Genomic DNA, 24,917 nt, shown 5'->3' with positions numbered 1-24,917 from the left:
AACAGCTACAAACAAACGTAGCTGTTGTTCTTTATTGCTATCCCGTAATACATAATAATAAATTGTTATCGTTTTCACATATAAAATAGTCATAAAATTTTTATTAGATATTAAATTCTGGAAATCTAATAAAATTAGCCGATATTAAAGTATTTAATTGATTTTTCTAAAGATTTAAACTTTAACGATGTTCATATTTTTGTTATAATTTTCACAATCATAGACTAAAAAATGTTGTATAATGAGATTGAAATTAAAAAAGAGGTGATTGGGATGGCAATCTACAAAGTGGAAGAGGTAGCTCGTCAAAAAGATTTATTAGATTACGTTGTAAACTATAAAGGTAAAATGATGAGCTTTGAAGAGTATTTAACAAAAAAAGAACAAGAAGCTGTTTGGGATTTTTATCTAGCCAAAAAGTAAGAACTTGCAATTATTTTATTTATAATACAGTAAGATACTGAGTTCATATAAAAGACCTATTCAACCTAGTGAAAGAGATATTAAAGATATGGAAACAAACCTTTCTATTATAGGAAGGTTTTTTTTTGCTTACGAAATCTCCAAAATTGTCAAACTTATACTAACTAATTCAAGTGAAATATTTACTTTAAAGGTTTAAAACGTTATAATGCAAACAATGATAATCATTAAACAAATTCAAGGAGTCGATTTTATGAAATTACCTTCACTCTCGTTAGGAGATTTAATAGCGTCAGTACCTATTATTCAAGGAGGAATGGGCGTAGGTGTTTCTCGTTCTAGGTTAGCCTCAGCTGTAGCAAATGAGGGAGGAATTGGGATCATTTCTGGGGTGCAAATTGGTTTTAATGAACCAGATTTCGAAAACAATGCTCTTCTTGCTAATATAAGAGCTCTAAGAAAAGAAATTAGTAAGGCACGGGAGTTAAGTCCCAAAGGCATTATAGGGGTTAACCTTATGGTGGCCATGAACCATTATAAGGAAATGGTAAGAACCGCGGTAGAGGAAAAAATAGACATTATTGTTTCTGGAGCCGGGTTACCTAAGGAATTACCTGAATTTATTAAAGGCACAAAAACGAAAATCGCACCGATTGTCTCTTCAGGAAAAGCAGCATATCTAATGACGAAGCTATGGGACAAAAGGTATGAATATTTACCTGATTTAATGATTGTTGAAGGACCTGAAGCAGGTGGACATTTGGGTTTTTCCATTGATGAATTAAAATCTAAAATAAATCTTTCTCAAATCTTAAGTGATGTAAGAGAAGCGTTACATTCATTTGAAGAAAAATATAAAAAACGTATCCCTATTATTGCTGCAGGAGGTATTTTTAATGGTCAAGATATTGCAAAATATTTAAAATTAGGAGTCTCCGGAGTACAGATGGGAACTCGCTTTATTGCTACAGAAGAATGTGATGCAGATGTTAATTACAAACAGGCATTTATTCGTTCAAAACAAGAGGATATCAACCTTGTAAAAAGTCCTGTTGGTCTTCCAGGAAGAGCCATCCATAATGAGTTTGTTAAAACAGTTGAAGGAGAAAGAATACCTGTAAAAAAGTGCTATGATTGTTTAGTCACTTGCGACCCTAAAACGACTCCTTATTGTATATCAAAAGCACTTATCGAGGCAGTGAAAGGGAATATTTCAAACGGATTGATTTTTACCGGTTCAAATGGGTATCGATTAAATGAGATTATTACTGTTAAAAAATTGATGAAAGAGCTCGTTCAAGAAGCTGAACTGATGATGTCTATGTAAAGATATTAGTAGTAAAAATCCTTGAAAGTTTTAATATTTCAAGGTTTTTTTATTACACACCTAGTAATCTTCACGCCAATGCAAAATGGTGATATTTGTATATCTTTTTTTCCAATACAAAGAATATAACTGAGAAATCTTCGATTGGAGCTGGTTGTATTGGAAAAAGGAAACAGGGTCATTATTTTAATTCTTTTCACTCTCGTTTTTAGTTTCGTATTTTTTGCATCATTTTCTCACAATGTTTCCTCAAAAGAAGCAAGTAAAATAACCATTTCCATCAAATCGTCACCTGAAGCAATTAATGAAACAAAACTAACCATCTATCAAAGTAAAATAATAAAAGAAATTGTAAAAAGTCCTTTATATCCCTCTAAGGTAGTTCTTCCTTTTACAGACACCTATATCACTATAAATCAACAAAGTGGTGTTCGTCGTTACTTAGCAGATCAATATGGTAACTTATTTGATGTTCGACAGCTTAAAAAGGTTCATTTGCCAGCTCATCTTCAAGAGCAATTATTTACATACATAGAAATCATAAAAAGAAAGCACTATGGAGAATTGTTACCATGGGAAGAGGTCGATACGATTATCCCTAGGAAAACAAAATTCCAAGTGATCGACTTAGAGACAGGACTACGTTTCAATGTTCAACGAAGAGCAGGAAGTCATCATGCTGATGTGCAACCATTATCAAAAGAGGATACTAAAATTATGAGAGAGATATATGAAGGGAAATGGAGTTGGGATAGGAGAGCGATTCTAATCCAAATTGGTAATCAACGGATTGCTGCATCAATGAATGGAATGCCTCATGGGTTCGGTGCACTTAGGAATGGGTTCCCTGGACACTTTTGTATCCACTTTAAAGGGAGCATTACGCATATAACTAGAAATCTAGATCCTGGCCATCAAGTCATGGTATATAAAGCAGCAGGAAAAATAGAGCAATATTTAATCACACTCAACCCATATGATCTTGTTGATGTATTTTTGATGTCTTTAAATCAAAATGATAAACAGTTGTTTAAAATGTTGCTTTCGAAAAATAAATATAAGGAAATAACTTCACTATTGGTTGAAATGGATAAAATCGATACAATCTCAAGAACGACTATTTTTGATAAGACGAACACATTCAATCTAATGTCATTTGAAATTCCCATAGAAGTAAACTTATATTGGAAAGAAGGGGGAAGAGAAAAAAGGAAAATGAATTTTCTACTAAAAAGAAATTCAGTTACAGATCGATGGACAATTGATTTTGAGGAACTGTTTACTGATTAAATGTTCTTTTTTTGTTGCTGTTCTTTCAATATTTCGATATGTAATTTGTCTAAAGATTGGCTTAACTTGATAACGACTGGATGAGTCAAACCATATTTCATAGCAGATTGAATCATTTCTTCTCGCAAATTTTCAAATTGTTCTATAAGTTGTTCAGACAAAATATATCAAACGCCTTTCAGTGGATGTTTTTACACAACATGACAAATAATAACATAATTTTTATTAGCTGACTATAAATAAATTCACAATTTTTACATAAATTTTTTTTAAAAATTTAAGCAAATGTACAAAATTGAATATATTAAGGTTTTTAGCTTAGTTAAGAATTGTAAAAACTTACAAAATTAGACGAAATGCCGCATGACACTTGGCAGTTTTTGTTGTATGATGACATTAGTCATAGAGAAACTCACACGATAATAGTAAGGGGATTGAATAGTAATGGATAAAATAAAAGTTTCTGCAATCCAAATGGATATTCAATTTGGCCAATCTGAAGTAAATAGACAACGGTTAGTAGACACGATGCATAGGGCTCTCAAGCAGCAGCAATCCAATGTGGTGCTTGCTCCCGAAATGTGGAATTTGGGGTATGATCTTGAAAACGCTCTTAAAAATGGAGATCGAGATGGAGAAATGGTTAAATCCTCCTTCACGGCAATCGCTAAGCAATATGGTTCCTATATCATCCCAGGTTCGGTGGCGAATGTGAGGAATATTAAGGTCTTTAATACTACTTATGTCATTGATAATCATGGTGATGTACGAGGCTACTATGATAAAATTCATCTATTTCGACTCATGAATGAAGAAAAATATCTTGAACCCGGTAACAAACGTTTCACTTTTGATTTATATGGCCATAAAGCCGGAATCGTCATTTGTTATGATATTCGTTTTCCAGAGTTAATACGTTCGATGGCATTAGATGGGATGGAAGTATTATTTGTCCCAGCAGAATGGCCACATCCTCGCTTATATCATTGGAGAAGTCTCCTTATTGCTCGAGCAATTGAGAACCAAATGTTTGTGGTTGCAACGAATCGTGTGGGAAGTGACCCGAATAATACATTCTTTGGCCATTCGATGATTATTGATCCATGGGGAGAGGTGATTGCTGAAGGTACAGAAGAGGAAGAAATTATTACGGCAGAACTTGATTTGTCCATTGTTCCAGAGATAAGGAACAGAATTCCTGTATTTAAAGACCGTAAAGAAGAATTTTATTTTTAGTCAAAGAAAAGAAGGAGGATTAAGATGAGTGGTATTGGTAACGACTTATTTTCCGAATAGAGCTTCTTTTGTTCGATAATATTACATACCATTTATTTAAAAGATGGGGTGATGAGATGGAAAATGTTCAACAATTAAGAATGAAAATTAGAGCCAATGAATTTACGAAACCTACGACAGGTTATGGGATGGATCGATTACAAGCAAACGTAGTCATTCTACCGAAAAAATACGCTTATGATTTTCTTTTATTTTGTATCAGAAATCCCAAACCTTGTCCAATATTAGAGATTACGGATACCGGTTCACCTTATATAAAAAAATATTCAGATGATATCATTGATATAAGAACCGATGTTCCTAAATACCGAGTATTTAAAAATGGTGAATTCGTTGATGAACCATTGGATATAAAGGATATTTGGCAAGATGATTTTGTAACCTTTCTTCTAGGATGCAGTTTCACTTTTGAAAATGAATTAATAAATAATGGAATACCCGTAAAACACATCAACCAAGGGAAAAACGTGGCGATGTATATTACGAATATTGAGACTGAACCAGCAGGATCTTTTAGAGGAAATCAAGTTGTAAGTATGAGACCATTTCATTATTCTTTAATCCCTCGTGTTGTCGAAATTACTTCTAGGTTTCCTAGTGCACATGGTTCCCCTATTCATATAGGAGATCCTACCCAAATTGGTATCAAAGACATCCATTCACCAGACTTTGGCGATTCTATTGACATCGCAGAAAATGAAGTACCTGTGTTTTGGGCATGTGGTGTGACGCCTCAAGTCGCTCTATTAAATAGCAAACCAGATATCACGATTACTCATGCCCCAGGGCACATGCTCATTACGGATTATCCAACGGCCAAACTTGCTAGATAAATTAAACATAGATTACCTGACAACAAATGTTTGTTGAATTTTCCGTTGTCATTTAGGGGTTTGTATATTCCATAAGCTGCGACATAGCGTGACGAACAGCTTTAGCTGTGTAGCACGACTTGTACACTTTGTGTGCTTTCAAGTGCCCTTCTCTCTTATAGAAGGGAACGGATGACGGAGCGCGATGGAATATACAAACCTTTTCTTATTCTATTCTTGCGATTTGGGAAAGAGAATGTTTTACTATAGTTAGGATTAAACCATATTGTGAAGGAAAGAAGTGTGGAAATTGGTCTTACATATTGGAGTAGGGTCAAAGAATCCTGCAAAAATTGAGGCGGTTCGATCAGCATTTGCTGAAATGGGGTTTGAAGCAGAAGTGATTGGATTAGATGTAGAATCGCAAGTGTCTGAACAACCTTTTTCAGATGAAGAAACGATTCAAGGAGCAATTAATCGCGCAAATAACGTAATGTTTGCGGAAAAGGAATCGCATTTCTTTGATTACTGTATAGGGTTAGAAGGAGGAGTAATTGAATCTCCGTTTGGTATGTTTTTATGTAATTGGGGTGTAGTAGTTGATAAAGAAGGGAATGTGGGAATCGGTGGTGGACTCCGTGTACAGCTCCCTGAAGAAATTGCAAACCATTTACGTATGGGGAAAGAGTTGGGAGATATTATTGATGATTTTACAGGAAAACACAATGTGAAGAAAAAAGAAGGTACAATTGGGATTTTAACAAACCAGCTCATCACTCGAAAAGATATGTTCCGTGATGTAACCATTTCTGCTTTTGCCAGATTTTTAAACCCACAGTTGTATGAAGAAAACTAACAGTGGTCACCAATTTTATCTACAAATTGTTCTATTCCTTTAAAGTATTGATTACGTTTTTCTGTTTCAGTTCTGTAATCACTTTTGTCAAGGTGTTCGCTAAATTTTCAAATTTACACTGACTTTTTGCCCTTATCTTCCTATAAAATAATAACTGTAAAAGAGGAATAATTATATTTTTTAACTGGTTAGGTAAAAGAGACTTTGTGAAATAGTTATCATAGAAAGGAGGGAACGAGGATGTCCTTTGCTAATATCGGAGTACCTGGATTGATTCTCATTTTAATCATTGCCTTAGTTATTTTTGGACCTAATAAATTACCTGAGCTTGGAAGAGCAGCTGGCAAAACACTAAAGGAATTTAAAAGTGCAACGAAGGAATTGATTGATGAGAATGAATCCAATTCTAAAGAAAAATAATAGATTTTTATTTATGAGAGGTTCATTCTCTGGGGAGGTGAAACTTTAGCTGGGGGAGTGCAAATGCGTCAGGATTTAAAGAACTTTTTTCAATTTGAAGTAGTTCAAATTCAGGAAAAGAGTTGCATCAACTATGCAAATCGAAAAAAGGTTTGTAACGAGTGTGTGGCAAATTGTCCAACAAATGCGATCCAATTGAATGACCAAGTTCCAGAGTTGAATCATTCAAAATGTGTCAATTGTGGAGCATGTATTGGTGCCTGTCCTGTTTTTGCAATCGACCACATCCAAAAGCCATACCAAGAGATTTATAGGCAGATTGAAGAATTTCCCTTATCTAAGATCACTTGTGATCAAGCAGAAAATATACAAAAGGGAATTAAACTACCTTGTTATCTTTATCTTGATCAGCATCTTCTTTTAGCATTTACAAAAGGAAAAGAGAAGGTAAGTTTTTATATTGGAAAATGTCAAACATGTGAGAAAGTAGGGTTTGACCTGATCCAAAAACATTTTGCAAGATTGGAACAAGAACTAGCATTGGTTTATAGGAAAGTGAAAATTGATCTTACAGCAGAAGAAATACAAGAAGCCGATGATGTTGTTTTTCAAGGAATAACAAGAAGGGAATTACTACAGAATTTTTCTATCCGTAATATTCGGAAGATGATGTTTGCAGAGAAAGACCAAAACGAAGAATTGAAAAGAGTGACTGATTCCGAGAAACAGGGTAAAAAAGAAAGGAATCTATTTAAAAGGAAGAAATTGAATCAATATCTGCAGCTACTAAGCACATCAAGACATAATAAAACAACCTTACCCTTTGGTCAATTTTTAAAAATTGAATCGATAGACAAATGTAGAGGTTGTACAATTTGTGAACAAATTTGTCCCACAGAAGCGATTAAATGGAAAAATGAGGGGAATCAAAGTAAACTCGTTTTTTCTACTCAAGATTGCATTGCTTGCCAAAGATGCAGCGCATGTCCAGAACAATCTATCACATACCAAAGTGTTAAGCTTGATGAATATGTGCAAGAACCAAAGGTATTAATCACATTATGGTTGAAAGAGTGTAGTCAATGTGGCCAGGCATTTAAGACTGCGACAGAAGAAGAAACTTGTGAATTTTGTAAAGTAAAACAAGATAAAGATTCATCCCGCTTCTTCGCTCTTTAACTTCACACAAAAGAGCAAAATCACTCTTACAGATTTAGATAAAAAGTATGTTGTCTAGAGGAGGAGTCTTTGTGCAGAATCATGTGTCACAAAACAAACAAGCAAAAGTTGAAATCTATTTAACCCTAGCTGAATTTTTTAAGTTTCCAACTGAAGACTTTTATCAAGATGTTATGAATGGAACAGTTGATCAACTACTAGTAGAAATGGCGAAAGAAGCAAATTACACCAAACCAACTGTTCAGTTAAAAGGTAGATTTCCAAATTTTTCTGAAATGAAACAAACCTATATGCGTTGTTTTATGGGTGTGATTAAACCTTATGCCCCACCGATTGAATCAGTCTACAAGGTATGGACAACTGATCCAACTGCTGGACTATCTATTGCAAAGAGCAAAGGGTATCTGTTTGGTGATGCAGCTCTACACATCAGGCACCTCTTCGAACAATTCCATTTAGAAATCCCAGATGATTATGCAAAAATGCCTGATCATTTGACACTCTTATTAGAGTTTCTTGCTTTTTTGATCAAAGAAACGAGTGAAGAACATGTAAATCAATTCGTTGCTGATCATCTTGATTGGTTAGAAGATTTTAAACATGAATTATTAAAAGTAAATGATAGTTCCTTTTATATCGATGTAACAGACATCATCATCAGTTTCATAAACAACGAAAAGAGGCCATAAAGTTGAAAATCCCTACTTTTCATATTGAGAAGTAGGGATTTCTATTTTATAGAGTTTTTTCGAAGAATGCATTTCTTTTTTTCATTTTAACCGCAACATTTTGGTTTGAAAAATGTATAAAGAGTATAGACAATTTGAAACGTGAAAAGAGTGCGGAGGTAACATAATGAAAAAAAGAGTTGTGATTATTCTAACGATGATTCTTCTATTTAGTGCCGTTACAGTTTATGCAGGGAATGCGATTTATGGTTATTTTAATGGTTATGAGAAGGTAAAAGTTCTCCTTAATGGAGAGCAGATGGTATCCAAAGTCCCAGGATTTATCATTGAAAATACAACAGTTCTACCTCTTAAAACGATTGCCGAGTCTATGGGAGCGATTGTTTATTGGGATGAGGAAAAAAGCCTTGTAAAAATGATAAAACCCAATGTGAATATGCAGCTTACTGCAAACCCAGTTTTGGATAATGGGAACTATGTTATTTATAGTCCTTTTGGGAAAATCCCTACAAACAGACGTTCTGGATTTAATTTCGCTGTTTATAGTGAAGTGGATAATTTACCAAATGAAAAAATTCAAATTAAAGTAGTGCTTAAAGATCCAGATGGAAAACTTGTAGAAGAAGGGGAAACCAAAACCTTTGATGCAACAAATGAAGATAGCTTGCAGTATGTTACTCCCTTCAAAAATATTGATTTTATTAAAACCGGTAATTATCGTGTAGAGTTTCTATTGAAAAGCGAAGCTACTCGTGGTGAGTTTCTTAAAATAGGTGAAAAACTAATCTTGGTTAAGTAAATCGTTTGAATAGGGGTAAGATTGTCAATAATAGTAAAGTGCCTTACTAAAAAGTCGTCTTGTTGTTAGACGGCTTTTCTTTTTAGATAAAATAAAAAGATAGGAGTTTACTATTGTGAAAAGACATTTGTTCTTAGTAGCACTTGCCCTTATCATCGTTCTATCAGGTCAGTATTTCTGGCTCCAACAAAATAAGGTGAAGTATGAAAAAAAATCGACTGATGAAGTGCAAATACCCAATTCCACTGCCGGTCTATCTTTCTCATACCCATTTGATGGAAAGCTTACTCTTTCTTTACTTAGTCAAATTTTTGAATGGGAAAAGCGTGAATTTGAGCAACATTTTTCTGAGATGTCAAGTGATGAGCTTATTTCTTATTTAGATTTTCTCTCATCACCATTAAAAGGAGCAAAGGTTAGTACACGTGATTCCCATTTGCCTGGTGCTTTAAGAAGTTATCGAAACGGATTTCATGAGGGAATTGATTGGTATACTGGAGTAACTGGAATAACGATAAATCAGACGACGCCTGTTTTATCTATGGCTGATGGAATTGTAGTGAGAGTTGATCGTGATTTCGTTGAATTAACCAAAAAAGAAAGGACAGAACTACTAAATATTGCAAAGAGTTCTAACCAAACACCTGAATATATTTTAGATCGTTTAAGAGGAAGAACAGTTTGGGTGCAATATCCAAAAGGAGTACTTGTTCGTTATGCCCATTTAAGTGCTATTTCTAAAAATGTAGTCCTTGGAAAAGGGATAAAAACAGGAGAAGTCTTAGGCTATGTTGGTAATTCTGGTACAAGTGATGGTGTCTTTGGAAATGATCGGGGACTGCACCTTCATACAGATATTTTGATTTATAACCACCTATTTTGGGAAAATTTAGACAAAAGGCAAATAAGGCAAGTTTTAAAAGCGATCTTTTTCTAACAATTTATTGAATTTTTTTTGTTTCTTACCTTTTTTGCTCTTGGATTTGGTACAATTTAATATATTATCTTATCATCTTTGTTTTAGGGTTTGTAATGGGTGAGGGGGAGTAATCGTGATTTTTCATATTGATAAAGCAGATGTAATGGTGGAAATAGAAAAAATTGAGGAAGTTATTGATTTAATAAAAAAGGAAAATCCTGGATTTTGTGAAATTATTATGAAATCTAAGGATGATGATGAATTACGTGAAAAGATTTATCAATACTTTTATCATTTCGAAATTCATTGTCTACAATCTTGTCATATGAATGCTTTACAACGTTATCAATCTCAACAAGCTTTACGCGTTTTGAAAAACTTGTTTTCTCCACGCCATGAGGCGATTACACATTTCTCAGTACTTAAGAACTTAAAAAAATGTTTAAACCAAGATTACCATGAGGTAGGTTTGGGATTTGCCTATGAAATTTTATTTTTGTTTAGGGCTTTAAAGGGAACCACAGGATTAGAACAACTTCAAGAAGAAAAACCTATGTCTAAGATGCCTGAATGGAGTCTGTTAGATCATCTATCTAAGGAAGTAAATGATTGGATGAGCCGATATCCAAGTGGGTTAGATAATTCGATTATCCTGCAAAGGATTGAAAACCGAGAATCGATAAAATCAAGCTACAAAATTACTAATAAAGAATGGGATCATTGGAAATGGCAATGCCAAAACGTGATAAGAGACCGAAAAGAATTAGAAAAGTTCATTTCTCTGACTGAAGAGGAAAAAGAGGCGATTGATTTAGCAAATCATCACCAACTTCCTTTTGGGATTACTCCTTTTTTCTTATCTTTATTGGATTTAAATGATCCAGAAAGCAAATATGATCATGCGATACGTGCACAAGCCTTCCCTCCACTCCGATATATTCAACGCTTAGTAGAGGTAAAAAAACACCATATGAACATGTCATTATCTCAAACTCGGCAAATACCTACAGAAATTTCAATCACAAGGGGTTATCCTATGATTGCTATTTTTAAACCGATCCGCCAAAAGGTAAGGTATTGCTTATATTGTGAGCGAAGCTGGGCGATCAATCATGCTCTATGGAGGCAAGATCAAGTAGAATTGGATAAAATAGATCGAGCCATTCGCTGGTTTAATCGTCATCCAGGTGTGACTGAAGTTTTGATTTCAGGGGATATTATGATCTATGATGACCCAATGATAGAAGAGATCTTATCCCGTCTGGCGGATATTTCTCATATACAGCGGATTCGCGTATCGACAAGAATTCCAATGATTTTACCTATGAGGATTACAGACTCACTAGTACATCTTCTAAGCTCATATCAAATTTCAGGTAGAAGAGAAATCTCTTTAATGACCCATTTTGAACATCCTTATGAGGTTACGCTTGAAGCGATGAAAGCTATCCAAAAATTAAGAAAAACTGGAGTTCAGGTTTGTAATCAATCCATTTATACGGTAGAGAATGCTAGAAGGTTTGAAATGTCTGCATTAAGAAAGCAATTGCGTCTAATTGGAGTGGATCCTTATTATTCCTTTAATGCTAAAAAGGATATTCCTGAAGAAAGAGTACCTATTGCACGGATGATCCAAGAACAAAACGAAGAGTCCCGTTTGGCGCCAGGAATCGATCGTTCCGATGAGGCGGTATTTGATATACCAGGAATGGGAAAAAACTACTTAAAAGCTTCCCAAGAGCATGAACTGATTATGATCCTAGGCGATGGTTCAAGAGTATATGAATTTTATCCTTCAGACGTCAATTTATTCAACAAAAGGTCATTTCTATATCGAGATGTTCCTATTTTTACTTTTCTTCAACAATTAGCCCATAAAGGGGAAAACCTTAAGGATTATCAATCCATCTGGTATTATTACTAAAAACAATAGTATAATGGTATTTGTTGTGACTGTAAATGATACTGGAAGGATGTTGATGGATGAACAAATGGTTTGAACAATTTACTCAACTTTCACTAGAAGAAGAAAAAATAGAATTTAAAAACAAATTAGAGGCAGTTGGTTTTACTGCCATGAATCAATTGATTCAAGATTTTTATGAAAAACTAAAAAATATGGACGAATTAGAGTTTGATCAAATAAAAAAATGGTTACAATGGGGGAGTGAACTTTTCCCGAATTTGAGTGTTATTAGTCCTTCTTGGGAAAATACATGGCAAGACTTAGCAAAGATTTATGATGTAAAAGTAGGGTATTTCATGGAAATTCCTAAAGAGCAAAGGGATGGAGAATGGCAAGTTTTGTTTGATAACCCCTTTTCAACTGAAGGAGTTGTCTGCCACCCTCGCAAGACCTTTAATGAAGCCACTTATTTAGCTGCTAAGTATCAACTTTATATGAAAAAGGCTGAAATTGTTGAATTACAAAAAATACAGTTATGCTATATGAAAAGAGGCTAATTTCTTAGAAATTTTAGTTTTGAAAGTTTTTCCTTGACTGTTGTTATTTGTAATGATACGATTAAACAGCTAATTGATAAGAAAAGAGGATTGATTTAGATGAGTGAACACGATCACAACCATAACCATCATCACCATGACCACCATCATAACCACGATCACGACCATGAGCATAAAGTGGTATTAGTTGATGAAAATGGACAAGAAAAAGAATTTGACATTGTTACTTGGTTTGAAGTAGAATCTCAAGAATATGTCGTTTTAGTTTCTGCTGATGCCGATGATGATCAAGAAGGGGTCATCTTAAAAGTTCAAGAAGAAAATGGCGAAGAATTTCTTGTAGATATTGAAGATGACGAAGAATGGGAAAAAGTATTATCTGTCTACGAACAGTTAATTCAAGAAGACTAAAAGAAACCCTCTACACTGGAGAAACTCTCCAATGTGGAGGGTTTTTGCTATAGAATAAATTAAAAATAAATAAAAGGAATATATGTTCTAAAAAACGAAGGATTGAGGTATAATAAAATAAGAACATTAGTTCCTTTTAATCACTTTTGTGGGTATATTGGAGGTGTAACATAATGGATAAAAAGAAAAGGGTTATTTTTTTAGTGGATATGGAAAGCTTTTATGCCTCTGTTGAAATAGCCTCCAACCCTGAATTAGTCGGAAAGCCTGTTGTGGTTTGTGGAGATCCGGAAAAAAGGCATGGAATTACTTTAGCTGCAAATCCTTTGGCCAAAAAGGCAGGAGTAAAAACAGCAATGCCTCTTTGGGAAGTGAAAAGTGTTTGTCCACAGGCTCAATTTGTAAGGCCACATATGGGGAAATATATTGAAGCATCTCTTCAAATTACGGAAATTTTGTATGAATTTACTGATCAAGTTGAGCCTTTTTCTATCGACGAGCAATTTATGGATGTAACAGCAAGCCAAAGCTTGTTTGGGTCCCCTCAGCATATGGCAAAAATGATTCAAAAACGAATCTGGGACGAAGTAGGTGTCAGGGCAAGGGTAGGAATTGGTGAAAATAAAATCCAAGCAAAGATGGCATGTGATCGATTTGCCAAGAAAAATCTTGAAGGAATTTTTGAATTAAATAGTACCAATTATATGAAAAAAACGGCTTCTTTAGCTGTTGATGAGTTGTTTGGAGTCGGTTCAAGAATGAAAAGAAATTTATATAAATAGGAATTTATACCATAGGGGACTTAGCCAAAAGGCCACTTGAGGAAATGAAAAAAAGATGGGGTGTCAACGGTCATATTTTATGGTTAAGTGCCCATGGTATTGACTACTCACCAGTAAAAAATGATTCTACAGAATTGCAAAAAGGGGTAGGTAATAGCATTACTTTACCACGAGATTATATCTATAAAGAGGATATACAGGTCGTTTTGTTGGAATTAGCAGATGAAGTATGCAGGCGGGTAAGAGCTCTTCATAAAAGAGGTAGGACGATTAGTCTTTCACTTCGAGGAGCAGATTTTAATCATCCTACAGGATTTCATCGCCAAACTACCATTCCTTTTGCAACCAGTGATACCATAGAAGTTTATCAAGCTAGTTTACAGTTGCTTGAACATTTTTGGGATCGGCAACCAGTAAGAAGTATAGGGCTAAGTCTGGATCAACTAGAGGATGATCGGGAAATTCAGCTTGATTTATTTAGTCATCCTATTAAGAAGTTACAATTAGGGAAAACAATGGATGAGATTCGCGAGCGTTATGGAAAAACAGCGATTTTTCGAGCTTCTTCTTTATTGTCTTCAGGCTTATTATTTGATCGAGCTACAAAAATAGGAGGGCATGAAGCATGAATAGAGGAAATTTATTATGGACAGGTAGCCGTATGATGCTAACAGAACATCGACAATTGTTGAATAAAAGGTTGAGAGATATCAACAAAAAACAAAAGCCACTATTGGATGAGCAACAAAAGGAACAAATGGTGCAAATCATTTCTGAAGCGATGGTGAATGATCTAGAAGTCATCATTACTTTGTTTGATCCCTATCATGAAAAAAGGATCACCGGAAAGGTATTAGGGATTGATCCTTTGTTACGAAGATTACAATTGGGAGATGAACAGGAGTATTCATGGATCAAATTAGAGGACATGATAGATATAGCTCTAAAATAAAAGAGCGTTCGAATTGAACACTCTTACTACCACTATTTACGAGGGTTATAATAAAGAACACGGCCATTAAATAGATGTAATTCAGCTTTTAACTTCTTAGCAAGGTATTTGGAAAACTCATTTCCTTTTGCCTGATCCCCAGGGGTACGATAGTCTTCATCAGGTAATACAACTTGGATAAACTGGGTGGTATGACCATCTACTTCCTCAGATCCAACACCGATAATGAGATAATTATAGAGCTCATCTTTTGCTTTTAAGTAAAGGTATTTCGTATCCCCTTCAGCTTTTTCTTGGATGGTGTATGGAAAAGCAGATTCATGATACTCCCAATCTAATTGTTCAGCTAATTTTCCAGTATTTTCAATGTACTTATTTAATAATTCCTTAACTTGATCTATTGTGATCTCTTGCTGTACTGAACCATTGACTAGTTTAACATACGCACTTTTTCCCAACTTTAGTCCACTCCCAATTCCATATTTAACATACTAGTTATATTTTAGCATTAGGGCATAGGGTTGACAATAAAATAGCCAAAAAAAAGAAAAATTGATGTAGGATAAAAAAATAAACTGCTACATATTATTGGTGAAGAAAATTTGTTAAGGTTATAAGAATATGGTAAAATAAAAAAAAGCAGACAATTAAAAATGTTTTGGAGGAAATCACATGGGAAAGGCTGATCTGCTAGAAACGGTGAGATGTGAGTTAGGCCTTATTTTGCAAGATGCTAAGAGTAAAAATGAATGTTATGATAGGGTAATTCAAGTTTTAAAGGCTTATATTCCTCATTACAAAACAATTTTGATGTACCTAACTGATGAAACCTCTTTTCAATACTATAAACATGAAGGCAATGTTGAAGGAATGAACTTAGAAGCGATTCCTTTTGGAGAAGGAATGTTAAGTAATGTTGCAGCCCGTGGCGAAATCTCCTGTGAATTTGAACCATCGGGACAATTAATCTTTATTCCTTTTTACCATGGACATCATCTTGTAGGAGAACTATTAATTAAAACAACTCAATATGTAGACCAAGAGGAAATCTGCTTTATTAAATATATACAAAATATATTAAATCAAGTCCCTATTGTATAAGGGACTTTTTTGCATAAGTAAATGGATGGGGGAATCAAGCATGGATACAATGCAAACGTACTTGGTTAACGATGCAAAAGCCATTTTATTAGTGGTTCATGGTTCAGGCGAACATATTGGTAGATATCGGCATGTGGCAGTCTGGTTAAATAAACATCATATTTCTATGGTAGGTGGGGATCTTCCTGGTTTGGGACGATCTAAAGAAAAACGTGGACATATTCAGGATTTTGCTAATTATTTACATAAAATAGATCAATGGTTTCAATATATTAAAAAAAATTGGCCTGAAAAACCAACCTTTTTATTAGGCCATAGTATGGGCGGACTCATTGTATTAAGGTATTTAGAAGAGTTAAAGGATAGCCAAGCACTTAAAGGAGTGATCGTAACATCTCCTGCGGTGAGCATTGGTATAGAAGTACCAAAGTGGCAACGTATCCTTGCCGAGAATTTAGTAAAGGTATGGCCAACGATGAGATTAAAGAGTGGCATTACAGCAAGTCAAGTGAGTCGTGATCCAAAGGTGGTTAAAGCATATGCAGAAGATCCACTCGTTTATAATAAAGTAAGTATTGCTTGGTTTCTTGCATTTCAAAAAGCAATTGAACTCGTTTGGAAAAAAAAGGATCAAATCTCTCGTTCAGGGATTCCGTTACTTTATTTGCAAGCGGGAGAGGATCAATTAGTCGATCCACAAAAAGCTAAAGAATTTGTGGAGGGTTTTTCTAAAGAACAAGTCCAATTTCACCTGATTGATGGTCTTTATCATGAAATCTTGAATGAACCAGAAAAAGAGATCTATCTTCAATTGATTACAGACTGGATGTCAAAAAAAATAGAGTGAGCTATATTTTCATTAAATTGCTCTATGGGACAATTTTAAAACCCATAGGGCTTTTTATGTCCTACTAATTAGATGATATAGATAATTAAAATAATTTATTTGTTCAATTGACATAAAAAGTATAACATATTAAAATAATAATAACATAATATTAAAGCGGTTACACCAAAAGGATGGGGGTAAGAAAATGGGTACATTAGTATGTAAAGAATGTGACCAAATCATTGCACCAATTCAGTCAGAGAAATCAGAAGTATTATTTGGAATTTGCGAAGATTGTAGTTCTCACAAGCATGATAAGGAATAAAATTAAAAACATGAAAAAGGCCTATGAATTTTAGATCATAGGCTTCATTTTTGCTTTTTTTTATCTTTGCTATTTTAATAGATAGGAATCGCTTTTCTTGCCTTAATGACCTTTAAGGTTCCGATCGTTTCATCTTCAGGTCCTTGAACAGGTAATCCTGCAGCAAGGTTATATTTAATATAATCTATATTATCTTGGGTAATGATTTCACCAGGTAAGAGAATAGGAATACCAGGAGGATAAACCATAACGAATTCAGCAATGACATGGCCTACCGAATCATCTAGTAAGACGACATCTGTATCAGAATAAAATGCGTCTCTAGGAGAGAGTGCAAGTGATGGAATTTTTGGTAAACGAACCTCTACATGATTTTGTTTACCCAGATGAATATGTTCTTTTGATAATCGTTGAAGTGCCGTAATCAATAGATCTACGTCCTGATAAGTATCTCCAGGAGTAATTAAACATAGAATATTATACAAGTCGCTTAATTCAACCTCGATATTATATTCCTTTCTTAACCACTTTTCTACTTCATAGCCTGTTACACCAAGGTCTTTTACACTGATCAATAACTTCGTTGGGTCATAATCATAAGTTGCGTCAGTCCCCAATATATCATCTCCAGGGCTATATAGTCCAGGTATTTCATTCACGCTTCTTCTTGCGTATTGGGATAGTTCAATTGCTTGTTCTAAAAACATACGCCCATTGATTGCAAGATTTCTCCGAGCCGCATCTAAGGAAGCTAAAAGAATATAAGAAGTAGAGGTGGTGGTAAGCATACTCATGACAGATTGGACATGATGAGGATTAACCAACCCTTCCTTTACATTCAAAATAGAACTTTGAGTTAAAGAGCCACCTAATTTATGAACACTAGTAGCCGCCATATCAGCCCCTGCTTGCATTGCTGATAAGGGAAGTTGATCATGAAAGTGAATATGTACTCCATGGGCTTCATCAACAAGAACAGCGATTTCATATTCATGGACAATTCGTACAATTTCTTCCAAGTTACCAGCAACTCCAAAGTAGGTAGGATTGATCACCAGTACTGCTTTTGCATCTGGATGTTGTTCTAAGGCTTTTTTAACAGATTTAGGAGTTATCCCATGGGCAATACCTACTTTAGGATCCATTTCAGGATGAATAAATATGGGTGTTGCACCTGCAAAAATAATAGCGGAAAGAATCGATTTATGAACGTTTCTTGGTACAATGATTTTATCGCTAGGGCCTACAACTGACATAATCATTGCCATAATAGCCCCACTTGTACCTTGAACTGAAAAGAATGTATAATCAGCACCAAAAGCTTCAGCAGCAAGCTCTTGAGCCTCTTTAATAATGCCATGAGGATGATGTAAATCATCAAGAGGTGCAATATTGATTAAGTCAATGGATAAAGCATTGGTACCTATAAATTCTTTGAATTTTTCGTCCATTCCTTGCCCTTTTTTATGTCCGGGTATGTGAAATTGTATGGGATTCTTTTTGGCATGCTCTAACAATGCACTAAACAAGGGTGTATTTTCTTGACGATTCAACCCTTATCACCCTTTCCTTATTATATTTTTTCCACATTATCATAATCATTAAACAAACAAATAGAGTATAACATGATTATTTTGAGTTGCAATAGGCAAAAATATGATTTTTTTCATTCAAGAAAAAAATATTTGAAGGATTTCGTACATAATAGTAGAAAATAAATGGATATGTATCATTTACTTATTTGTGAAAGCGCTATCATTACTATTTTTAGGAGGTTAGAAATGAAGACAAGAATTACTGAGTTATTAGAAATCGATTATCCCATTATTCAGGGAGGATTGGCTTATCTCGCAGATGCTAACTTGGCTTCGGCCGTGTCAAATGCGGGAGGACTTGGGCAAATTACAGCAGTTACCTTACCTACCCCAGAACATTTGCGTGAAGAAATCAAAAAGGTAAAGATGCTTACATCTAAGCCATTTGCTGTTAATTTTGCGATAAGTTTATATGGTGATAAATGGAAAGATTATCTAGAAGTTGCAATTGCAGAGCAAGTTCCAGTAATCACGATTACAGGAGGGAATCCACTGCCTGTATTGGAAAGACTAAAAGGTTTACCGATCAAGAAGATCTCTTTGGTATCCACTGTAAAACAAGCAATGAAAGCTGAAGCATTAGGAATGGATGCCATCATGGCAGTTGGACAAGAAGGAGGCGGCCATATTGGTAAAGATGATTTAGGTACTTTTGTTCTCATTCCAAAAGTTGTAGACGCAGTGAAAATTCCAGTTATCGCAAGTGGAGGAATTGGTGATGGCCGAGGGATGATGGCTGCTTTCGCTTTAGGGGCAGAAGGAATAGAAATGGGAACTCGTTTTATTGCAACAAAAGAGTGTGTATTGGCACATGAAAATTATAAGAAAACATTGGTAGAAAAAACAGAGATGGATACGATTGTGGTTAAAAGAACACTTGGCGCTCCAGCTAGGGCAATCCTTAATCCAACAACGGAAAAGGTTCTTGAACTAGAACACCAAGGGGCTACATTTGAACAATTGCGACCATTGATTGGTGGTGAAAATAATAAGGTGGCTATTTATCAAGGGGATATGGAAAGAGGTTTTGCATGGGCTGGACAGGTAATGGGGCTTATCCGAGACGTTCCAACCGTACAGGAACTCTTCCACCGAATTGTTGGAGAAGCAGAAGAAATCAGTGAAAAGTGGAAGAGTATCTTTTAAAGAGAAATGTATATTGCAACGACCTCCATCGTACATGCCTTTCTATGATTAAGACTAAGCCTTTGTCGCTAGTTGATAAAGTGGCATTAAGGTTTCAAAGGTATTTTCAATTTTTTGAAAGAGTTGTTCTTTATTTGTTAAAATTGGATCATTACGATCAATAGTAATGCCACATAAAAGCTCAGCTTTTTTAACCTTTTTCAACTTCTCTGCCATTTGGAATAGTTCTTCCTTAGTCAGGTCTTTATGAGGAAGAACTTCTGGTTTTGTATGATCCATCGACCAAGCAAACTCAGAGGGAATAGAAGAAAAAATTTCTGTTAAATGGTTTACAAGATTTTCTCCAAACTCTTTCTTGTACGGAGCTTCATAGATTAAAGCAAACCAGATAAATAGATGTGTAGACCAAAGGCCAACTTGAAAATGAGGGAAGGCTTTGTATCCCCGTTTGCTTGGAGCAAACGCAACCCAGGTATCATTTGGAGGATTTTTAGTTCTTCTTGCGTGTTTGGCTACATGATAAAACATTTCTTGGCCTGTTAATACACTTAAGTAAGGAGCCATTTCCTGACCAATTAATTCAAGCTTCGGGCGGATATATTGCTTAATTCCTTCCATTCGCGGCTCTAATCCATCTATTTGAAATACATCAAAATCTAGATTTGAAAATCCAACAAAATTCATAGCATACTCTCCTTTCAATTATAATAAATATACCATATACTTCCTATTCATTCAAAAAATCAGGTGCAATTGAAGTATTTTCTAACGTTTGCTAAATCATTGTGACAATTATATGAAAGAAAACGTTTTAAATGGATATCTAAAATTGATATAATAGAAAATGGGAGTAAGAAACCAATGTGGAGGTGCCTTTCATGCAATTTAAAGTGAGTACAGAATCAATCATAACATTAGCTTCAGATTGTATCATTTTGACGCACACCGAAGATAAGGACATGTTATTAGGTTTAGCACAACAAGTAGATGAGCAAATGGATCATCGAATCTCTCAATTAATTGCAGAAAAAGAGATTAAAGGAACCTATGGAGAAGTCACTTTATTGCATACTTGGGGGAAAATACCGGCAAAAAGAGTACTTGTTTTAGGTCTTGGTAAAGAAGAAAAACTAACGATTGATCGAGCAAGAAATGCTTATGCTATCGCAGCAAGAAAAGCCCAATCGATCGGTGTAAGAGAATTAGCTGTAGTCGTAAGTCAAAAATATAAAGCGATATGGAATCCAGTTGATTTAGGGCAAGCAGTTGTTGAAGCGATTCAGTTAGGTACCTATACGTTTAATTACAAAACAAAAGAAAAAACACAACAAAAAATAGAACGAATCCTTGTCACTGTTGATGGGATATCTGTAAAAGCAGTAGAAGCTGGGGTAGAACGAGGAATTATTTTTGCAGAATCTCAAAATTTAGCAAGAGATTTAGGCAATACTCCAGCGAATAAAATGACACCTTCACTATTAGCTGATAAAGCAAAAGAGGTAGCAAAAAAGCATCGTTTAGAAATTAATATTTTAGATAAAAAACAAATTGAAGAATTAAATATGGGTGCATTTTTAGCCGTTTCTAAAGGAAGCGATGAAGAACCGAAATTGATTGTGATGAAATATTTTGGAGCACCAGAATATAAGGATGTTATTGGATTTGTAGGAAAAGGAATTACCTTTGATTCTGGTGGTATTCAAATTAAACCTGATAAAGATATGGATGAAATGAAAGGGGATATGACTGGAGCAGCAGCAGTACTTGGGGCTATGAATGCCATCGGTAGTTTGGAGCCGCATGCTAATATAATTGCAGTTATTCCAGCTTGTGAAAACATGGTTTCTGGTCATGCGATTCATCCTGGGGACATTGTAGAAACCTTTTCTGGAAAAACAGTTGAGATTAAACATACAGATGCGGAAGGCCGTTTAATTTTAGCTGATGCAATTTCCTATGCTAAACACTTAGGGGTTACTAAAATTGTAGATGTGGCCACATTAACGGGATCAGTCATCTCTGCATTAGGCCATCATATGACTGGAATATTCTCAAATGACCCTGATTGGGCAAAAGAAGTAAAAACTGCTGCAAATCTATCTGGTGAAAAGGTATGGGAGCTTCCAATTGATGATGATTATGAAGAATTAGTTGAAAGTGAAATTGCTGATTTAAAAAATGATGCTGGTTTTGGTGCAGGAGCGATTCAGGGTGCAATGTTTTTAAAGGCATTTGCAGGGGATACACCTTGGGCTCATTTAGATATAGCAGGAACTTCTTGGTTATCTGAAACAAAAGGGGTAAATATCAAAGGGGCAACTGGGGCGATGACTAGAAGCTTAATTGCTTTAGCCATTCGCTTTGGTGGTAATTAAAAAAGAGCAAGAATTGGTATAATATTAATATAGAATAAAGTGTAAAGACGGTCTATGTTAGGCCGTCTTTATCGCGTACCAAAAGGAGGTTAATCCATTGAAAGTTGGATTTATTGGAATAGGAACTATGGGATTTCCTATGACAAAAAATTTATTAAAAGCTAATTTTGAGGTGTGGGTTTTTAATAGGAGTAAAGAATCGGTCAAAAAGGTGGTAGAATTAGGTGCAAAAGAAGCAAGTTCAGTAAAAGAATTAGTTCAACAGGTCGATGTCGTTTTAACTGCGCTTCCGATGCCTGATACGATTGAATATGTATATTTAGAAACAGGTGGAATCCTTGATACCGCAAAACCAGGAACTATCGTTATTGATCATAGTACCGTGGGGCCTGATTTAAATGAAAAGATCTATAAAGAAGCCAAAAAACAAGGAGTGGATTATTTGGATGCTCCGATAAGTGGTGGTCCAATGGGAGCAGAGGCAGGGACACTAACCATCATGGTCGGTGGAGATAAAGAGGTCTTTGATAAAGTTCAACCTATTTTTAAAGCGATGGGAAAAACCATTCTTTATATAGGAAAAACGGGAAGTGGAAGTATTGCAAAATTAATCAATAATATGTTGGTAGGGATCCATACTGCTGCACTCACAGAGGCATTTGTATTAGGAGCAAAAACAGGAATGGAAAGTGACGCATTATATGAAATCATAAAAAACAGTACAGGGTATAGCTATATGATTGATCGCTGTTTACCATTGATCCAGAACCGTGATTTCAAACCAAGATTTAGCATTGATTTACTATATAAAGATTTAGGTTTGGTCAATAAATTAGCAGATCAAATTCTCGTTCCTGTGAAATTATCTAAAATGGCTCAAGATGCGATTGGTGAAGCAAAAGAACAAGGTTATGGCAATGAAGATATTTCGGCTGTTATTAAAGTTTTTGAAAAAAGGGCACACACTGAAGTAAAGTAAGTTGTTAAATAGACTCATAAATGATAAAATAAAGTATTAGTTTAGACGCCTAAATGGGCGTCTTTATCTTTGTTTGTAAAAAACCTTAACTAAAGGAGAAACATTTGATGAAACGAGACGATATTCGAAATATAGCGATTATTGCCCATGTTGATCATGGAAAAACAACACTAGTGGATAAATTATTAACTCAATCAGGAATCTTTAGAGAAAACGAACAGGTTGGGGAGCGGATGATGGATTCTAATGACCTTGAACGAGAACGTGGAATTACAATTCTTGCTAAAAATACTGCAGTTCAATATAAAGAACATATCATCAATATCATCGACACCCCTGGTCATGCGGACTTTGGTGGAGAAGTCGAACGAATAATGAAAATGGTAAATGGAGTTTTATTAGTTGTTGATGCATTCGAAGGAAGTATGCCGCAAACCAAGTTTGTTCTTCGTAAAGCCTTAGAAGCTGGTCTAACGCCAATTGTTGTTGTAAATAAGATTGATCGTGAAAATGCTCGTCCTGTAGAAGTAGTTGATGAGATATTAGAGTTATTTATTGAACTTGGAGCAAATGATGAACAGATTGAGTTTCCAGTCATCTATGCTTCTGCACTCAAAGGAGTTAGTGGAACAGAACCAAACCAACTAACAGAGGATATGAAACCTTTATTTGATGCAATCATCGAGCATATTCCAGCACCAGAAGTTGATTATGATGCACCATTACAAATGCAAGTCACTTTATTGGATTATAGTGAATATCTGGGTCGGATCGGGATTGGTCGAATCGAACGAGGTATTCTTAGAAAAAACCAAACTGTTGCTGTCATGAAACGAGAAGGATCAATGAAGCAAGCAAGAATAGCCAAGTTATATGGCTTTGTAGGCTTGAAAAAAGTAGAAATAGAAGAAGCAAAAGCGGGAGATATTGTTGCAATTGCAGGAATTGAAGGGATTAACGTAGGGGAAACCATTGCTGACCCTGAACAACCAGAAGCATTACCTTTATTGCATATTGATGAGCCTACCTTACAAATGACATTCGTCGTCAATAATAGTCCATTTGCAGGAAAAGAAGGGAAATATGTCACATCTAGAAAATTAAGGGAGCGATTATTTGCGGAATTAGAAAAAGATGTTAGTTTACGCGTAGATGAAACAGATAGCCCTGATGCTTTTATCGTATCAGGCCGTGGTGAGCTACATTTATCTATTCTGATTGAAAACATGAGACGAGAAGGCTATGAGCTTCAAGTTTCAAAGCCTGAGGTCATTGTTAAATTCATCAATGGCAAAAAAATGGAACCATTTGAAAACTTAATCATTGATATACCTGAGGAGCATATGGGAGCAGTCATGGAAAGCTTAGGGCCAAGAAAGGCAGAAATGCTCAATATGACTCATTTAGGCTTTAACCAAATTAGACTTGAATTCTTGATACCGTCAAGAGGACTAATTGGCTATCGTACTGAATTTTTAACATTAACTAGAGGGTACGGAATTTTGAATCATTCTTTTGATTCTTATCAGCCATTGGTTCATCAAGAAGTCGGAGGTAGACGAGAGGGTGTTCTCGTTTCTTCAGAAACAGGAATAGCAACAACTTATGGTATACTATCAGTAGAAGATCGTGGAGTTCTGTTTGTCACGCCTGGAACGGAGATCTATGAGGGAATGATTGTTGGCGAGCATAATCGTGAGAATGATATTATTGTCAATGTATGTAAAGAAAAGCATATGACAAACGTCAGATCTTCAACAAAAGAAGAAACGGTGAAAATGAAAGCAGCTAGAGTGTTAAGTTTAGAACAAGCATTAGAATATCTAGATGATGATGAATATTGTGAAATCACACCTAAATCTATACGGTTACGTAAAAAATATCTAAATAAATCAGAGCGTGATAAGCACGCAAAACAGAAAAAAATGGAACATCAGAATGCATAAAGA

Annotated in this window: 26 protein-coding genes and 1 pseudogene; 23 read left to right on the top strand and 4 right to left on the bottom strand. The window is 35.1% G+C overall.

Going from position 1 to position 24,917, the window contains the following annotated elements; all coding sequences use genetic code 11:
* The first annotated feature begins 273 nt into the window (after nt 1-273).
* The 3 genes from TEPIDINF_RS06085 (at nt 274) to TEPIDINF_RS06075 (ending at nt 3,040) form a co-directional block, all read left to right on the top strand.
* On the top strand, nt 274-423 hold the full coding sequence (locus TEPIDINF_RS06085) for a hypothetical protein (RefSeq protein WP_161937297.1): 150 nt from the start codon (nt 274-276) through the stop codon (nt 421-423).
* Between the two features lie 253 nt (nt 424-676).
* Nucleotides 677-1,750 carry an NAD(P)H-dependent flavin oxidoreductase gene (locus tag TEPIDINF_RS06080; RefSeq protein WP_069798518.1) on the top strand — a complete coding sequence of 358 codons (1,074 nt, stop codon included), beginning with the start codon at nt 677-679 and terminating at the stop codon, nt 1,748-1,750.
* Nucleotides 1,751-1,909: 159 nt separating this feature from the next.
* Nucleotides 1,910-3,040 carry a hypothetical protein gene (locus TEPIDINF_RS06075; RefSeq protein WP_421691540.1) on the top strand — a complete coding sequence of 377 codons (1,131 nt, stop codon included), beginning with the start codon at nt 1,910-1,912 and terminating at the stop codon, nt 3,038-3,040.
* Here the strand turns inward: TEPIDINF_RS06075 and TEPIDINF_RS06070 are convergent.
* Complete coding sequence (locus TEPIDINF_RS06070; RefSeq protein WP_084818757.1) at nt 3,037-3,201, bottom strand: aspartyl-phosphate phosphatase Spo0E family protein; 165 nt, start codon at nt 3,199-3,201, stop codon at nt 3,037-3,039. The genes TEPIDINF_RS06075 and TEPIDINF_RS06070 overlap by 4 nt on opposite strands.
* Nucleotides 3,202-3,484: 283 nt before the next feature.
* Here TEPIDINF_RS06070 and TEPIDINF_RS06065 point away from each other — a divergent pair, with 283 nt between their 5' ends.
* From TEPIDINF_RS06065 to TEPIDINF_RS06005, 13 genes and pseudogenes are all read left to right on the top strand, one after another.
* The gene (locus TEPIDINF_RS06065; RefSeq protein ID WP_069798521.1) at nt 3,485-4,276 is read left to right on the top strand and encodes a carbon-nitrogen family hydrolase; all 792 of its coding nucleotides are present in this window, start codon (nt 3,485-3,487) and stop codon (nt 4,274-4,276) included.
* Nucleotides 4,277-4,392: 116 nt separating this feature from the next.
* Nucleotides 4,393-5,169 carry a putative hydro-lyase gene (locus tag TEPIDINF_RS06060; protein ID WP_069798524.1) on the top strand — a complete coding sequence of 259 codons (777 nt, stop codon included), beginning with the start codon at nt 4,393-4,395 and terminating at the stop codon, nt 5,167-5,169.
* A 280-nt stretch (nt 5,170-5,449) separates the two neighbouring features.
* Entirely contained in the window at nt 5,450-6,004 is a 555-nt protein-coding gene (yjjX, locus tag TEPIDINF_RS06055) for an inosine/xanthosine triphosphatase (protein WP_235589074.1), read from the top strand.
* 240 nt (nt 6,005-6,244) lie between these two features.
* The gene (tatA, locus tag TEPIDINF_RS06050) at nt 6,245-6,424 is read left to right on the top strand and encodes a twin-arginine translocase TatA/TatE family subunit (protein ID WP_068724787.1); all 180 of its coding nucleotides are present in this window, start codon (nt 6,245-6,247) and stop codon (nt 6,422-6,424) included.
* A gap of 63 nt (nt 6,425-6,487) precedes the next feature.
* Nucleotides 6,488-7,603: a 4Fe-4S dicluster domain-containing protein gene (locus tag TEPIDINF_RS06045; RefSeq protein WP_069798526.1), complete on the top strand. Its 1,116-nt coding sequence runs from the start codon at nt 6,488-6,490 to the stop codon at nt 7,601-7,603.
* A gap of 71 nt (nt 7,604-7,674) precedes the next feature.
* The gene (locus TEPIDINF_RS06040; protein WP_421691539.1) at nt 7,675-8,292 is read left to right on the top strand and encodes a TorD/DmsD family molecular chaperone; all 618 of its coding nucleotides are present in this window, start codon (nt 7,675-7,677) and stop codon (nt 8,290-8,292) included.
* A 166-nt stretch (nt 8,293-8,458) separates the two neighbouring features.
* Nucleotides 8,459-9,091 carry a stalk domain-containing protein gene (locus TEPIDINF_RS06035; protein ID WP_069798527.1) on the top strand — a complete coding sequence of 211 codons (633 nt, stop codon included), beginning with the start codon at nt 8,459-8,461 and terminating at the stop codon, nt 9,089-9,091.
* A 115-nt stretch (nt 9,092-9,206) separates the two neighbouring features.
* On the top strand, nt 9,207-10,028 hold the full coding sequence (locus TEPIDINF_RS06030; protein WP_421691538.1) for a M23 family metallopeptidase: 822 nt from the start codon (nt 9,207-9,209) through the stop codon (nt 10,026-10,028).
* A 115-nt stretch (nt 10,029-10,143) separates the two neighbouring features.
* Entirely contained in the window at nt 10,144-11,934 is a 1,791-nt protein-coding gene (locus TEPIDINF_RS06025) for a KamA family radical SAM protein (protein ID WP_084818758.1), read from the top strand.
* Nucleotides 11,935-11,993: 59 nt separating this feature from the next.
* Nucleotides 11,994-12,473 (top strand): hypothetical protein, encoded by a 480-nt coding sequence (locus tag TEPIDINF_RS06020; RefSeq protein ID WP_421691537.1) that lies wholly within the window; start codon nt 11,994-11,996, stop codon nt 12,471-12,473.
* A gap of 99 nt (nt 12,474-12,572) precedes the next feature.
* A complete protein-coding gene (locus tag TEPIDINF_RS06015) occupies nt 12,573-12,884 on the top strand; it encodes a DUF1292 domain-containing protein (RefSeq protein ID WP_069798531.1) in 312 nt (103 codons plus the stop codon).
* 173 nt (nt 12,885-13,057) lie between these two features.
* Nucleotides 13,058-14,295, top strand: a pseudogene (locus TEPIDINF_RS06010) (DNA polymerase IV).
* Nucleotides 14,292-14,618, top strand: a complete 327-nt coding sequence (locus TEPIDINF_RS06005) for a YolD-like family protein (RefSeq protein ID WP_069798535.1) — start codon at nt 14,292-14,294, stop codon at nt 14,616-14,618. The pseudogene TEPIDINF_RS06010 and the gene TEPIDINF_RS06005 overlap by 4 nt, the downstream one beginning before the upstream one ends.
* A 32-nt stretch (nt 14,619-14,650) precedes the next feature.
* Here the strand turns inward: TEPIDINF_RS06005 and TEPIDINF_RS06000 are convergent, their stop codons facing one another.
* A complete protein-coding gene (locus tag TEPIDINF_RS06000; protein ID WP_068724765.1) occupies nt 14,651-15,076 on the bottom strand; it encodes a DUF1885 family protein in 426 nt (141 codons plus the stop codon).
* Nucleotides 15,077-15,290: 214 nt separating this feature from the next.
* Between TEPIDINF_RS06000 and TEPIDINF_RS05995 the strand changes: the two genes are divergently transcribed.
* The 3 genes from TEPIDINF_RS05995 to TEPIDINF_RS05985 all read left to right on the top strand — a co-directional run bounded on the left by TEPIDINF_RS05995 (nt 15,291) and on the right by TEPIDINF_RS05985 (nt 16,873).
* Nucleotides 15,291-15,719, top strand: a complete 429-nt coding sequence (locus tag TEPIDINF_RS05995) for a hypothetical protein (RefSeq protein WP_421691536.1) — start codon at nt 15,291-15,293, stop codon at nt 15,717-15,719.
* Between the two features lie 40 nt (nt 15,720-15,759).
* The gene (locus tag TEPIDINF_RS05990; RefSeq protein ID WP_421691535.1) at nt 15,760-16,566 is read left to right on the top strand and encodes an alpha/beta hydrolase; all 807 of its coding nucleotides are present in this window, start codon (nt 15,760-15,762) and stop codon (nt 16,564-16,566) included.
* 187 nt (nt 16,567-16,753) lie between these two features.
* Nucleotides 16,754-16,873 carry a GapA-binding peptide SR1P gene (locus TEPIDINF_RS05985; protein ID WP_153012017.1) on the top strand — a complete coding sequence of 40 codons (120 nt, stop codon included), beginning with the start codon at nt 16,754-16,756 and terminating at the stop codon, nt 16,871-16,873.
* Nucleotides 16,874-16,947: 74 nt separating this feature from the next.
* Here the strand turns inward: TEPIDINF_RS05985 and TEPIDINF_RS05980 are convergent, their stop codons facing one another.
* Nucleotides 16,948-18,426, bottom strand: coding sequence for an aminotransferase class I/II-fold pyridoxal phosphate-dependent enzyme (locus TEPIDINF_RS05980; RefSeq protein ID WP_068724759.1), 1,479 nt, complete (start codon nt 18,424-18,426; stop codon nt 16,948-16,950).
* Between the two features lie 171 nt (nt 18,427-18,597).
* Here TEPIDINF_RS05980 and TEPIDINF_RS05975 point away from each other — a divergent pair, with 171 nt between their 5' ends.
* A complete protein-coding gene (locus tag TEPIDINF_RS05975) occupies nt 18,598-19,614 on the top strand; it encodes an NAD(P)H-dependent flavin oxidoreductase (RefSeq protein ID WP_421692147.1) in 1,017 nt (338 codons plus the stop codon).
* Nucleotides 19,615-19,668: 54 nt separating this feature from the next.
* Here TEPIDINF_RS05975 and TEPIDINF_RS05970 read toward each other — a convergent pair whose 3' ends face one another.
* Nucleotides 19,669-20,298, bottom strand: coding sequence for a YktB family protein (locus TEPIDINF_RS05970; protein ID WP_069798543.1), 630 nt, complete (start codon nt 20,296-20,298; stop codon nt 19,669-19,671).
* 194 nt (nt 20,299-20,492) lie between these two features.
* Here TEPIDINF_RS05970 and TEPIDINF_RS05965 point away from each other — a divergent pair, with 194 nt between their 5' ends.
* The 3 genes from TEPIDINF_RS05965 to typA all read left to right on the top strand — a co-directional run bounded on the left by TEPIDINF_RS05965 (nt 20,493) and on the right by typA (nt 24,914).
* Complete coding sequence (locus TEPIDINF_RS05965) at nt 20,493-21,989, top strand: leucyl aminopeptidase (protein ID WP_421691534.1); 1,497 nt, start codon at nt 20,493-20,495, stop codon at nt 21,987-21,989.
* Nucleotides 21,990-22,059: 70 nt separating this feature from the next.
* A complete protein-coding gene (locus TEPIDINF_RS05960; protein WP_069798547.1) occupies nt 22,060-22,968 on the top strand; it encodes an NAD(P)-dependent oxidoreductase in 909 nt (302 codons plus the stop codon).
* Between the two features lie 107 nt (nt 22,969-23,075).
* Nucleotides 23,076-24,914, top strand: a complete 1,839-nt coding sequence (typA, locus tag TEPIDINF_RS05955) for a translational GTPase TypA (RefSeq protein WP_068724751.1) — start codon at nt 23,076-23,078, stop codon at nt 24,912-24,914.
* Nucleotides 24,915-24,917: the final 3 nt, after the last annotated feature.

The organism is Tepidibacillus infernus, assembly GCF_048898065.1.
Taxonomy (GTDB): Bacteria; Bacillota; Bacilli; order Tepidibacillales; family Tepidibacillaceae; genus Tepidibacillus_B; species Tepidibacillus_B infernus.
This window is presented reverse-complemented; position numbering and strand designations above follow the sequence as displayed.

Coding starts and splice junctions, on each gene's coding strand:
- TEPIDINF_RS06085 (WP_161937297.1), top strand. CDS start 274: ATGGCAATCTACAAAGTGGAAGAGGTAGCTCGTCAAAAAGATTTATTA.
- TEPIDINF_RS06080 (WP_069798518.1), top strand. CDS start 677: ATGAAATTACCTTCACTCTCGTTAGGAGATTTAATAGCGTCAGTACCT.
- TEPIDINF_RS06065 (WP_069798521.1), top strand. CDS start 3,485: ATGGATAAAATAAAAGTTTCTGCAATCCAAATGGATATTCAATTTGGC.
- TEPIDINF_RS06060 (WP_069798524.1), top strand. CDS start 4,393: ATGGAAAATGTTCAACAATTAAGAATGAAAATTAGAGCCAATGAATTT.
- tatA (WP_068724787.1), top strand. CDS start 6,245: ATGTCCTTTGCTAATATCGGAGTACCTGGATTGATTCTCATTTTAATC.
- TEPIDINF_RS06045 (WP_069798526.1), top strand. CDS start 6,488: ATGCGTCAGGATTTAAAGAACTTTTTTCAATTTGAAGTAGTTCAAATT.
- TEPIDINF_RS06035 (WP_069798527.1), top strand. CDS start 8,459: ATGAAAAAAAGAGTTGTGATTATTCTAACGATGATTCTTCTATTTAGT.
- TEPIDINF_RS06020 (WP_421691537.1), top strand. CDS start 11,994: ATGAACAAATGGTTTGAACAATTTACTCAACTTTCACTAGAAGAAGAA.
- TEPIDINF_RS06015 (WP_069798531.1), top strand. CDS start 12,573: ATGAGTGAACACGATCACAACCATAACCATCATCACCATGACCACCAT.
- TEPIDINF_RS06005 (WP_069798535.1), top strand. CDS start 14,292: ATGAATAGAGGAAATTTATTATGGACAGGTAGCCGTATGATGCTAACA.
- TEPIDINF_RS05995 (WP_421691536.1), top strand. CDS start 15,291: ATGGGAAAGGCTGATCTGCTAGAAACGGTGAGATGTGAGTTAGGCCTT.
- TEPIDINF_RS05990 (WP_421691535.1), top strand. CDS start 15,760: ATGGATACAATGCAAACGTACTTGGTTAACGATGCAAAAGCCATTTTA.
- TEPIDINF_RS05985 (WP_153012017.1), top strand. CDS start 16,754: ATGGGTACATTAGTATGTAAAGAATGTGACCAAATCATTGCACCAATT.
- TEPIDINF_RS05975 (WP_421692147.1), top strand. CDS start 18,598: ATGTATCATTTACTTATTTGTGAAAGCGCTATCATTACTATTTTTAGG.
- TEPIDINF_RS05970 (WP_069798543.1), bottom strand. CDS start 20,298: ATGAATTTTGTTGGATTTTCAAATCTAGATTTTGATGTATTTCAAATA.
- TEPIDINF_RS05965 (WP_421691534.1), top strand. CDS start 20,493: ATGCAATTTAAAGTGAGTACAGAATCAATCATAACATTAGCTTCAGAT.
- typA (WP_068724751.1), top strand. CDS start 23,076: ATGAAACGAGACGATATTCGAAATATAGCGATTATTGCCCATGTTGAT.